This is a genomic window from Oryzibacter oryziterrae (genome assembly GCF_021864535.1).
GTDB classification, from domain to species: Bacteria; Pseudomonadota; Alphaproteobacteria; order Rhizobiales; family Pleomorphomonadaceae; genus Pleomorphomonas; species Pleomorphomonas oryziterrae.
Map to the genome: position 1 here is coordinate 157,133 of NZ_JAKJIC010000001.1, position 12,228 is coordinate 169,360.

A 12,228-nucleotide genomic window follows, 5' to 3' on the forward strand; every position below is an offset into this window, starting at 1 on the left:
GGGGCGCGGACTTGCCGAGCGCGGGGCGATGTCGGTTCGGATCGGGGGTGTTTGAGCCAAGGGCTCATGAAGGAGCGGTCGACCGGCGGCGGGTCATCGAGGAGGCCACTCTATCCGCCACCGGTCGACCAACCCAGCGATTCCAGGAGATGCGGCGGACCTGGGACCGTCGGGTTTCTTGTACGCTCAGGCTTCTTGCAGTGAGCCGGCGTAGATCAATTTCAAAATTTCGTGCCCAAGCACAGACAAAGGCAAACGCCGATCCGTGGGGCATGAATTCTTTAACGGCTGCCTCTCGTTTCCGTTAATTCTTGATTAAATATGTAGATCAGCTTTTCAGCTCCGGCAATATATAAACCTTCCTGTCATCTTTGTTGTTTCATTAACGATGAAAAATTAACATTAACTCTTGCGAGTTAACCTTAAGTGTCGTCGCTTTTGGGAGTAGCTGGGTGGCGCACAAGGGTGAAGCCTTGGCCAAGGCGGGAGGGCAGCGGCGGCCGATACGCCATCCACAGCCAAGCGCATGAATACGGGGAAAACAGGGGGCGGAGGGCTTGCGGGCCGAATCTCGTGTTGCCTCACCGCAAGGGTGATTCTACCAGAAAGCCATGGGCAAGGAACTGATTCCAGGCGGGGGCATCGAGCCGATCAATTTGCGGGAAGCGCTGGAAGAGCGCTATCTCGCCTATGCGCTTTCAACCATCATGCACCGGGCGCTGCCGGATGTGCGCGATGGTCTGAAGCCGGTGCATCGGCGCATTCTCTATGCCATGCGCCTGCTGCGCCTCGATCCCGGCCAGGCCTTCAAGAAATGCGCGCGCGTCGTTGGCGACGTCATCGGTAAATACCATCCGCATGGCGATCAGGCGGTCTATGAGGCGCTGGTTCGCCTCGCTCAGGATTTCTCGCAGCGCTATCCGCTGGTGGACGGCCAGGGCAACTTCGGCAACATCGACGGCGACAACGCGGCTGCCCAGCGCTACACCGAAGCGCGCCTGACCGAAGTGGCGCGCCTGATCCTCGACGGGCTGGACGAGGATGCGGTCGATTTCCGCGAGACCTATGACCAGGCGGACAAGGAACCGATCGTTCTGCCGGGCGCCTTCCCGAACCTGCTCGCCAATGGCTCGGCGGGCATCGCGGTGGGCATGGCGACCAACATCCCGCCTCACAATGCCTATGAGCTGTGCCAGGCGGCGATCAAGCTGATCGACAATCCGGAGGCGACGACCGAGGATCTGGTGAGCCGCGACAATGGACCGATCCGCGGCCCTGATTTCCCGACTGGCGGCATCCTGGTGGAGAGCCCGCAGTCGATCCTGGAATCCTACAAGACGGGCCGGGGCGGCTTCCGGGTGCGGGCGCGCTGGCATCGGGAGGATCTCGACCGGGGCGCCTGGCAGGTGGTGATCACCGAGATCCCCTATCAGGTGCAGAAGGCCAAGCTGATCGAGAAGATCGCCGAGCTGATCACCGACAAGAAGGTGCCGCTGATCGACGACGTGCGTGACGAGAGCGCCGAGGATGTGCGCGTGGTCATCGTGCCGAAGTCGCGCAATGTCGAAGACAAGCTGATGATGGAAGCGCTGTTCAAGCTCAGCGAGCTTGAAAGCCGCATTCCGCTCAACATGAACGTGCTGTCGCGCGGGCAGGTGCCGAATGTGCTCGGCGTGCGGCAGGTGCTGGTGGAATGGCTCGACCATCGGCGCGAAGTGCTGGTGCGCCGGTCGCAGCATCGGCTCGACCAGATCAACGCCCGCCTGGAGCTGCTCGACGGCTTCATCATCGCCTATCTGAATCTCGACGAGGTGATCCGGATCATCCGCGAGGAGGATGAGCCGAAGAAGGAGCTGATGGCTGCCTTCGGCCTCAACGAGGTTCAGGCGGACGCCATCCTCAACATGCGCCTGCGCAATCTGCGCAAGCTCGAGGAAATGGAAATCCGCAAGGAACACGCGGCTCTGTCGAAGGAAAAGGCGGAGATCGAGGCGCTGCTGGCTTCCGAGAAGAAGCAGTGGAAGACGGTGCGCTGGCAGATCTCGGAAGTGGCCAAGGACTTCGGGCCGGAGACCAAGCTGGGCAAGCGTCGCACCGACTTTGGCGAAGGCGCTACCCATGACGTGGGTGACGTGACGCAGGCGCTGATCGAACGCGAACCGGTCACGGTCATCGTGTCGGAAAAGGGCTGGATCCGCGCGCTGAAGGGGCACATTTCCGATGTGTCGGGCGTGCAGTTCAAGGCCGGCGATCAGCTGAAGCTGTTCTTCAAGGCGGAGACCACCGACAAGCTGATCATCCTCGCCGACAATGGCAAGGTGTTCACGCTCGGCGCCGACAAGCTGCCGGGCGGCCGTTCGACCGGCGAGCCGCTGCGGCTGATGGTGGACATGGACGACGGCGCCGACGTGGTGGACGTGTTCGTCCATCATGCCGAACGCAAGCTGCTGGTGGCCTCCACCGACGGCTATGGCTTCGTGACGGCAGAAGTCGACCTGATCGCCACGACGCGCAAGGGCAAGCAGGTGCTGAACCTCGGCCCGGGGCAGAAGGCCAAGCTGATGGTGCCGGTGGAGGGCGACATGGTTGCCATCATCGGCGAGAACCGCAAGTTCATGGTGTTCCCGCTTAATCAGGTGGCGGAAATGGCGCGCGGCAAGGGCGTTCGCCTGCAGCGCTACAAGGATGGCGGCCTGTCGGACATGCGCGTGTTCGTCGCCGAAAAGGGGCTCACCTGGACCGATACGTCGGGTCGTGTGTTCCTCAGGACCATGACGGATCTGGCCGATTGGGTGTCCGACCGTGCCATGGCCGGACGGCTACCGCCCCTCGGCTTCCCGAAATCGAACACTTTTGGCCCGCGCGGACTTTGAGTCGGGCGGCGGGCTATATCGATTAACCTCAACATGTAGTATTGCGGCGTCATCACAGGCACAATGGGCTGTGTCTTTACGGAAAAGGTCAACAAAGGTACAAATTGCTCACGGGCGACAGTGCGTTTGCATCTGTCGTGGAGTTACTTTGGCAGGGTATCAAACGGGGCATTCAATCCGCCTTTTAACAAGAGGTTAGGGTTGAGGTCGTATTATTCCCATCGGCTCAGGGGCAGAATGGGAATGGTCGACGACGGCGGGGACTTGTGTCTTATTGCCAGTCGGATGTGCCGATGATGCTTGGTTGACAAGGCGCAGATGATGAAATTTGAGCGGCCTGGTTCGCGCAAGCTTACGAGCAAGTCCCTGATGGCCGTATCCGTGGCGGCTGTCGCCATGGCTGTCGGTCTTGCGGGTTGTGGCTCGGTGGACAAGCCGCGCCTGCGCACTTCCCAAGTCGATCCCAAGCTTGGCGTATCGCCCAGCCCGCGCGTTGTCGCTGACGGGCAGCCGGTTCCCAAGGGGGGCGGTCGCAGCTTGCTTGGTTCGTCCTATGTGATCGGTGGCAAGCGCTATACCCCGCGTATCGATCCCAGCTACAAGGCCGTAGGCCTCGCCAGCTGGTATGGGTCGGACTTCCATGGTCGTCGCACGGCCAATGGCGAAGTGTTCGACCGTTACAGCATTTCCGCCGCGCATCCGACCATGCCGCTGCCGTCCTACGCTCGGGTGACCAGCCTGACGAGCGGGCGCAGCATCATCGTGCGCGTCAACGATCGCGGCCCCTATCATTCCAACCGCGTGCTCGACATGTCGCAGCGCGCGGCCGAGATGCTGGACATTCGCCGCGCTGGCGTTGCCAAGATCAAGGTCGAGTATGTTGGCCCGGCGCCGCTGCAAGGTGACGACACCCGCTATCTGATGGCGTCCTATCGTGGTCCGCGCGATTTGCCGGCGGACGATTCCAGCCCGAACATCATGGTGGCCGCTGCCGAGTCCATTCCTGGCGTTTCGACGCTGGTGCGTGCCATCGGCGGTGGTTCGGACGCTCCGGCGCGTGCAACACCGGTTCGCCCGGCCGCCGCTGCTGCGCCCATGGTCGTGGCCGACAACAGCCTGCTCGACGCACCGAGCGCGCCGCCGATCAACGTGGTGCCGCCAGCCCGACCGGTGGAAACCTTCGAATATGTGTCGATTGCCTCGGCTGATCCGGCCGACATCCTGCTGGGCACCCAGCCGGTGACCGTGGCGTCGGTGAACACCGTTGCGCCGCCGTTGAGCTATAGCGCGCCGCTGCCGGCCCCCGCGGCGGCGTCGCCGACGGTGATGTTCGGCAACACGGTTCTGCCGCCGCTGCCGCCGCAGGTTTCCGGTTATGCCGAAACGCGCGTGAGCCAGGCTTATGATGCGTTTGACAATGTGGACGCTGGTGTCGGCCTGACGGATCTGGCGCACAAGCTGGGTTCGATGAAGGTCGCCGCGCCGGCCAAGGTTTCGTCGGCGGCGATCACCGGGCCGATGATCCAGGTGGGCGTGTTCGGCAATCCGGACAATGCGGCCCGCGTTGCCGCGGGCCTGGCAGGATATGGCACGCCGGTCACCGATGAGGTGACCATCAACGGCAAGGCGATGAAGCGCGTGCGCCTCACCATGCTGTCGGTGTCGCCCGAGGCGGTGATCGATGCCGCCACCGGAATGGGTGTTGCCGGAGCGCGACTGCTGCGCTGATCGGTCCCACTGCTGGATCATCAAGATTTTGAGGGCGTGAATCCGATGGGTTCGCGCCCTTTTTCATTGTGATTCCGAATGTTGATGAATTGAATGGAATCTTATGCATAGATTGGTGAAAGATCGGGCTACAACCCATTGGGCGGAAGATGCTGCGTCTGTTTCTGGTTTTCTCGTGGGTTCTCGCGATGACCTTGGCGGCAGATGCGCTGGAGAGCGCGGCGCCGCGGGTGATCCTGTTCGAGGAGTCGTCGCAGACCAAGCTGCTGGCCGCGGGCGATCAGACGCGGATCGCGCCGGGTAACTTCGCCAAGCTGCTGACAGCCGGTGTGGTGTTCGAGGCACTGGACAAGGGCGAGATCACCGAGGCGACCACCTACAAGATCAGCGAGCACGCCTGGCGGTTGGGCGGGGCACCGGCGGGCGTCACCACCATGTTTGCGGCGGTGCGCTCCGAGGTGTCGGTCGGCGATCTGCTGCGTGGCTTGGTGATCGATTACGCCAATGACGCGGCGATCGTGCTCGCAGAGGGCATGGCGGGCTCCGACGCCGCCTTCGCCGCCCGGATGAACGCTCTGGCGGCGCGGATCGGCATGAAGGACAGCCACTTTGCCAATCCGACCGGTTTCGTGGACCCGTCGGCGCATACGACACTCGACGATCTCCTGAAGTTCACGCGCTGGCTGCAAGCGACCTATCCCGAGCGGTACCGGCTCTATGCGCAGCCGGATTTCCTCTGGAACAAGATCACCCAGACCAACAAGACGCGGCAGCTGAAAGAGATCGCCGGCGCAGACGGCTTGATGCTGGCCTATGACGAGAAGGACGGCTTTGCGGCGGTGATCTCGATCCTGCGCGAAGGGCGGCGCGTGACGCTCGCGGTGAGCGGGCTCAAGAGCGCAGCGGAGCGCGACAAGGAGTTGAAGGCGCTCGCGGACGGGGCCTTCACGGAATATGCGCGGGTGGAACTGTTTCCGGCGGCGGCTGAGGTGGGAAAGATCCGCGTGTTCGGCGGCGCGGTGGGCCGGGTCGGGGTCGGCGGTGTGGATGGCGGACCGGTGGCGATGACCTTGCCGACGGGTGACCGGTCGGCCTTTCACATGCAGATCGTGTTCGACGGGCCGGTGCCGGCGCCGGTGCACAAGGGGCAGGTGGTGGCGCGGCTCGAAATGCGCGTCGACAATCGCGTCTATCAGACGCTCCCCCTCGCTGCTGTGGCGGATGTGCCCGAGGGGGACATTCCGCGCCGTGCTCTCGACGGCTTCATGGAACTGCTGTTTGGCTGGTGGTGACGCGCATTTGTGGGTATAGCTTCCAAGCCTTTGCCGGATCGCCCCAGATGAAAAGGGGCCGTGGTGGAGGCTGTTCGAGTTTCGGAGCGATCAGGGCGTGGCGCGCGGCAAGTTCATCACATTCGAAGGCGGCGAAGGTGCCGGCAAGTCAACGCAGGTCCGGCGTCTGGCGGAGCATTTGCGCGCGCTGGGGCTCGATGTGGTGGTGACGCGCGAGCCGGGCGGGTCGCCGTCGGCCGAGGCCATTCGGGGCTTGCTTCTGTCGGGCCGTGTGCGGGCGCTGGGCACGCTGGGCGAAGCCTATCTGTTTGCCGCGGCGCGCATGGATCATATCGCCGAGACCATCGAGCCGGCGCTCGAGCGTGGCGCCTGGGTGATCTGCGACCGTTTTGCCGACTCGACCCGTGTCTATCAGGGCGCTGCGGACGGGCTGGATGTGGAGATCGTCGACGATCTCGAGCGGATCGCCGTCGGCAATTGCCGGCCGGATCTGACGATCGTGATCGATCTGCCTGTGGATGTCGGCCTCGCCCGTGTGGCCGGTCGATCGGGCAATGGCACCGGTGACCGCTTCGAAGCGGAGGCGGTGGCGGTGCACGAGGCGCGGCGGCAAGGCTTTCTAGGCGTGGCCGCAGCCAATCCGGACCGCTGCGTGGTGATCGATGGAGCGCGGGAGGCGGATGCGGTGACGAGCGACATCGCGGCGCTGGTGACCGGGCGTTTCGGTCTCGCGATCGGCGGGAGAGCCTGACGTGGCTTTCGAGGTGGATCATTCGGTCGAGGCCGACTGGATCGAGGGGCTGCCGCTGCCGCGCGAGCAGACGGCGCTGATCGGCCATGCGGCTGCGGCCGAGGAGCTGCATGAGGTCTACCGATCGGGGCGCATGCACCATGCGGTGCTGCTGACCGGCCCCAAGGGCATCGGCAAGGCGACGCTGGCCTTTCGCTTTGCGCGTTATGTGCTGAGCCATCCGGATCCGTTCAAGGCGCCGGAGGCGGGGGCAGGGCTGTTGCCGGCGAGCCCGCGCGTGCAGGCGCAGGTGGCGACCGGCGCCCATCCCAATCTGTTGCATCTCAAGCGGCCCTATGACGACAAGGCCAAGAAGGTGAAGACGCAGCTGACCGTCGACGAAGTGCGACGGACGGTGAGCTTCTTCGGCAATGCGGCCGGCATGGACGGCCATCGCATTGCCATTGTCGACGCCGCCGACGACATGAATGCGAGTGCGGCCAATGCTCTGCTGAAAATGCTGGAAGAGCCGCCGAAGCGCTCGCTGTTCCTGGTGCTGAGCCACGCACCGGGGCGCCTGCTGCCGACGATCCGGTCGCGTTGCCGGCGGGTCAATCTGGAGCCGCTGTCGCCTGACCAGCTGGACGAGGCGCTGGAGACGCTGGACATCGACGTGAACGAGGCCGACAAGCCGGCGCTGACGGCGCTGGCGGAAGGCTCTGTGCGGCGGGCGATCGAATGCATCGAGCGCGAGGGGCTGATCCTGCATGGACTGTTCCGCTCGCTCATGGACACGCTGCCGCGGCTCGATCGCGGCCAGCTCTACCGCTTTGCGACGGCGGTAGCCGGGCGCAAGGGGGCGGACAACTTCGACATTGCCGCCGATCTTGCGCGCGCCTGGCTGTCGGAGCAGATGCGGATCGGTCTGCGCGGCTCGATCACCGACCTCAACGCCTATGCGACGGCCTGGGACGAAGTGAACCGGATCGTGGCGGAGACCGACGGAATCAACCTCGATCGCCGGCAGGCGGTCGTTTCCTTGATGCAAAGCCTTGCGGGGACCGCCCGGAAATAGGTATTGCAGGGCGTCGCCAGATCATCGGCGGCGCGGACCGATGCCCCGAAGGGTATCCAACCATATCCAGAAGCGAAACGTTCATGAAACCGACCTTCTACATCACGACTGCCATCAGCTATCCCAATGGGGCTCCCCATATCGGCCACGCTTACGAGGCCATGGCGACGGACGTGATGGCGCGGTTCATGCGGCTCGACGGCTATGACGTGCGCTTTCTGACGGGCACCGACGAACACGGCATCAAGATGCTGCAGACGGCGCGCAAGGAGGGCATCACCGCCCGCGAACTTGCCGATCGCAACTCGGCCCGCTTCCAGGAGATGGCCAAGCTGCTGGGCCTTTCCAACGACGACTTCATCCGCACGACCGAAGAGCGCCATCGCGTCTCCTGCCAGGCGATCTGGAAGGCGATGGAGGCGAACGGCGACATCTATCTCAACAAGTATGCCGGCTGGTATTCCGTGCGCGACGAGGCTTATTACGCCGAGGAAGAGACGATCGTCTCCGACGACGGCATCCGCTTCGGACCGCAGGGCACGCCGGTGGAATGGGTGGAGGAGGAAAGCTATTTCTTCCGCCTGAGCGCCTATCAGGACAAGCTGCTGGCGCTTTATGAAGAGCACCCCGAGTTCATCGGTCCGGACGAGCGCCGCAACGAGGTGATGAGCTTCGTGCGGGGCGGCCTCAAGGACCTGTCGGTGTCGCGCACCACGTTCGACTGGGGCATTCCGGTGCCCGGCAACGACAAGCATGTGATGTATGTGTGGGTCGACGCGCTGACCAATTACATCACGGCGCTCGGCTATCCCGACATGAAGAGCGAGCTGTTCGAGAAGTTCTGGCCGGCGCTGCACATCATCGGCAAGGACATCGTGCGCTTCCACTCGGTCTACTGGCCGGCCTTCCTGATGAGCGCCGGCGTGCCGGTGCCCAAGCGCGTCTACGCCCATGGCTTCCTGTTCAATCGCGGGGAGAAGATGTCGAAGTCGCTCGGCAACGTCGTCGGGCCGCAGGAGATGGTGGACGCTTATGGGCTCGACCCGGTGCGCTATTTCTTCCTGCGTGAGGTTTCCTTCGGCCAGGACGGCAACTATAGCCACGATGCGATCGTCGGCCGGATGAACTCCGACCTCGCCAACAATCTGGGCAATCTCGCCCAGCGGTCCCTGTCGATGATCGCCAAGAATCTCGGCGGTGTGCTGCCGGTGCCGGCCGAGCTGACCGAGGCCGACAAGACACTGCTCGCCTCGGTCTATGGTCTACTGCCGGTCTGCCGCGAGGCGATCGAGACGCAGCAGATCCACCAGATGCTCAACGCCATCTGGGCGGTGCTGGGCGATGCCAATCGCTATTTCGACGGTGAGGCGCCGTGGACCGTGCGCAAGACCGACGAAGTGCGCTTCGGCACGATCATGTGGGTGACGGCGGAGCTGCTGCGCAATGTGGCGATCCTGATCCAGCCGGTGATGCCGGGTTCGATGGAGAAGCTGCTCGACCTCCTGGCCGTGGCGCCCGAGGACCGCGACTTCTCCAGGCTGGGCGAGGGCAGTGCGCTGAAGGGCGGCACCGCCTTGCCGGCGCCGGTCGGCATCTTCCCGCGCTATGTGGAGAAGGTGGAAGGCTGATCCATCCGGATGCACGAAATTGCCGGTGCTGGCGTTGATGACGCTTGCGCCGGCTTTTGTTTTTCTGCGTCTGCCTGAGGGAAGGGGCGGAGAGTTGAGACCTTCGTCCAGGGGCGGGCGACGCCGGCCCCAACTCTCCAAAAAATTACGGGGAGCCGAAACAGTGGGAATTTCCCGGCTCCCCGCCGAACGCAATTGTTCGGGAGTGATTGGTATGACTGCTTTCAAAAGAGATCCGATCGACCAATCCGTCGGGATCGAATTCGTTTTACGGTCTGCTTTTTTTGAATGTTTCCTGCCGGATTGCGACCGATCGTGTGATTTTCAGAAAACGATCGAATGAGGCGCCTTATTCCCGCAGTCTGCAAAAAAAAGACCGGATGCGCGCACACGCATCCGGTCGAAAATGGTCCGGCAAATGGCCGGTGAGGTCAGGAAATATCCCTACATCAAAGTGCGATCGTCGGCCTAAGGAGTGCCGGGATCGGGGGAAGATATACCCGGCGCTTGTAAGGGTTTTGTGACGAAAGCTTGTGGCATTGCCAGCCAATCAGCAGATGACAGCTGTGTGGTATCGGGGTATGTAACGCCTCCACACCACAACGATTGGAACTGAAGACATGGACGTCAAGGACGCAAACGGAAACATCTTGCAGAACGGAGATTCCGTTTCGCTCATCAAGGATCTGAGCGTGAAGGGGACGTCCGTGACGCTGAAGCGGGGCACGGTGATCAAGAGCATCCGCCTGACCGACGACCCCGAGGAAATCGAGGGCAAGAACGACAAGGTCAAGGGCCTGGTGCTGAAGACGGCCTTCGTGAAGAAGGCGTGAGTTGAGATAACAACAAGGCGGCCCGGGTCATTGATCCGGGCCGCCGTGCCAAGTAATCGGTCTTTTCTTGCGGAGGATGGCCGGCGGGGCGATCAGCGGTAAGAACGCCCGCGAACGATCAGCCATGGGTGATTAGTGCTATCGTCACAGCCAACGCTAGAGTCATAATTGTTGTTGGTGTAAGTATAAGCAGTAATCTTGCCGCCAGCCTTGCAAATCAGCGGAGCCGATTGGCTGTAAAGGTCCGACTTTCCTGCCTGCGCCACATAATAGTTCAAGTTGGCGGACACTGCGTTCGAACAATACAGTGCGATCATGCAGGTGCGACCGGGAGAAATAGCTCCGCCCCAAACAGTCACGTCATCCAGGTAGACCGTGGTTTTTGCCGGAACCGTATAAAGTGTAGTTGGGTTTGCCAGCGTGCCGACGTAATTCTGACCCGAAAAGTACCCGACCATTGTCGCTGCTGTTGTCCCGGCACGACTGGCGCCAGAAGACTGTTGAGTTTCTGCCGGGCTCAACAGGGTGACGCCGGACGATGGGGTTTGTGGCGGAGGAACCTTGGTGTCAGCGGCGAAAGCAAGCCCGCCGGTCGCCAATGTTACGAGGATGAAACAACTTGCCAATTTCATTTTTGAAACCTCATTTTGTGGCTAAATGCCAAATATAGCCACAAAATGATACGCGCAAACGCGTAGACTAACAAGGTTGAACTTGTCTCACCCCACCACGCCATAGAGATCGTAGGCATCCGCGCGTTCGATCTTGGCGGTGACGATGTCGCCGGCGCGCATGGGGCGGCGGCTCTGGAGGTGGACGACGCCGTCGATCTCGGGAGCGTCCCACTTGGAGCGGCCCTTGGCGACGGTGCCGTTGGCTTCGTCGATGATCACCTGGATGCGCTTGCCGACGCGGCGCTGCAAGAGTTTGGCCGAAATGCCCTGCTGGTGGGCCATGAAGCGGTGCCAGCGGCGCTCCTGCTCTTCGGGTGGCACGGCGGGCAGGCCGAGGTCGTTGGCGGTGGCGCCCTTGACTGGTTCGTATTTGAAGGCGCCGACGCGCTCTAGCTTCACGTCCGAGAGCCAGTTGAGGAGGATGTCCATGTCCTCGTCGGTCTCGCCGGGGAAGCCGACGATGAAGGTGGAGCGGATGGCGAGGTCCGGGCAGATTTCGCGCCACTTCAGGATGCGCTCGGCGGTCTTTTCCTGATGCGCCGGGCGGCGCATCGACTTCAGGACCGACGGGGAGGCGTGCTGGAAGGGAATGTCGAGATAGGGCAGGATCTTGCCGTCGGCCATCAGCTGGATGACCTCGTCCACATGCGGATAGGGGTAGACATAGTGCATGCGCACCCAGATGCCGAACTCTGACAGGGCGTCGGCCAGATCATAGAAGCGGGCCTTGACCTCGCGATCCCTCCACATGCCGGACTGGTACTTGATGTCGACGCCATAGGCGGAGGTGTCCTGGGAGATGACCAGCAGCTCCTTGACGCCGGCGTTGGCGAGGCGCTCGGCTTCACGCAACACGTCGACCACCGGGCGGGATACCAGATCGCCGCGCAGCTTGGGGATGATGCAGAAGGTGCAGCGATTGTGGCAGCCTTCGGAGATCTTGAGATAGGCGTAGTGGCGCGGGGTGAGCTTGACGCCCTGCGGCGGCACCAGATCGACGAAGGGATCGTGGGCCGGCGGGATCGCCGCGTGCACGGCGGTCATCACGCTTTCATAGGCCTGCGGGCCGGTGATGGCGAGCACGTCGGGGAAGGCGTCGCGGATCTGCTCGGGCTCGGCGCCCATGCAGCCGGTGACGATGACCTTGCCGTTTTCCTTCATGGCCTTGCCGATGGCGTCGAGGCTTTCGGCCTTGGCGCTATCGAGGAAGCCGCAGGTGTTGACGATCACCACGTCGGCGCCGTCATGCTTGCGGGCGATCTCGTAGCCTTCCGAGCGCAGGTGCGTGACGATGCGCTCGCTGTCGACGAGGGCCTTGGGGCAGCCGAGGCTGACGAAGGAGATCTTGGGAGCGGCGGCGGTATCGGTCATTGAGGCTCAAGTCCGGCGGAAAAT

Annotated in this window: 9 protein-coding genes; 7 read left to right on the forward strand and 2 right to left on the reverse strand. The window is 62.7% G+C overall.

Annotation, left to right across the window (positions count from 1 at the left end; translation table 11 throughout):
• Positions 1–611 precede the first annotated feature (611 nt).
• The 7 genes from parC (at position 612) to L2I41_RS00755 (ending at position 10,159) form a co-directional block, all read left to right on the forward strand.
• Positions 612–2,873, forward strand: a complete 2,262-nt coding sequence (gene parC / locus L2I41_RS00725; RefSeq protein WP_237151580.1) for a DNA topoisomerase IV subunit A — start codon at positions 612–614, stop codon at positions 2,871–2,873.
• A gap of 369 nt (positions 2,874–3,242) precedes the next feature.
• Complete coding sequence (locus L2I41_RS00730; RefSeq protein WP_237151581.1) at positions 3,243–4,601, forward strand: septal ring lytic transglycosylase RlpA family protein; 1,359 nt, start codon at positions 3,243–3,245, stop codon at positions 4,599–4,601.
• A gap of 188 nt (positions 4,602–4,789) precedes the next feature.
• The gene (locus L2I41_RS00735) at positions 4,790–5,893 is read left to right on the forward strand and encodes a D-alanyl-D-alanine carboxypeptidase family protein (RefSeq protein WP_237151582.1); all 1,104 of its coding nucleotides are present in this window, start codon (positions 4,790–4,792) and stop codon (positions 5,891–5,893) included.
• Positions 5,894–5,990: 97 nt separating this feature from the next.
• Positions 5,991–6,644 (forward strand): dTMP kinase, encoded by a 654-nt coding sequence (tmk, locus tag L2I41_RS00740; RefSeq protein WP_237151583.1) that lies wholly within the window; start codon positions 5,991–5,993, stop codon positions 6,642–6,644.
• Position 6,645: 1 nt separating this feature from the next.
• Positions 6,646–7,698 carry a DNA polymerase III subunit delta' gene (locus L2I41_RS00745; RefSeq protein WP_237151584.1) on the forward strand — a complete coding sequence of 351 codons (1,053 nt, stop codon included), beginning with the start codon at positions 6,646–6,648 and terminating at the stop codon, positions 7,696–7,698.
• An 83-nt stretch (positions 7,699–7,781) separates the two neighbouring features.
• A complete protein-coding gene (gene metG, locus L2I41_RS00750; RefSeq protein ID WP_237151585.1) occupies positions 7,782–9,326 on the forward strand; it encodes a methionine--tRNA ligase in 1,545 nt (514 codons plus the stop codon).
• Between the two features lie 620 nt (positions 9,327–9,946).
• Complete coding sequence (locus L2I41_RS00755; protein ID WP_237151586.1) at positions 9,947–10,159, forward strand: alkylphosphonate utilization protein; 213 nt, start codon at positions 9,947–9,949, stop codon at positions 10,157–10,159.
• 92 nt (positions 10,160–10,251) lie between these two features.
• On the opposite strand, the gene L2I41_RS00760 is transcribed toward L2I41_RS00755, so the two are convergent.
• Positions 10,252–10,791, reverse strand: a complete 540-nt coding sequence (locus L2I41_RS00760) for a hypothetical protein (RefSeq protein ID WP_237151587.1) — start codon at positions 10,789–10,791, stop codon at positions 10,252–10,254.
• Between the two features lie 87 nt (positions 10,792–10,878).
• Positions 10,879–12,204, reverse strand: coding sequence for a 30S ribosomal protein S12 methylthiotransferase RimO (gene rimO / locus L2I41_RS00765; protein WP_237151588.1), 1,326 nt, complete (start codon positions 12,202–12,204; stop codon positions 10,879–10,881).
• Positions 12,205–12,228: the final 24 nt, after the last annotated feature.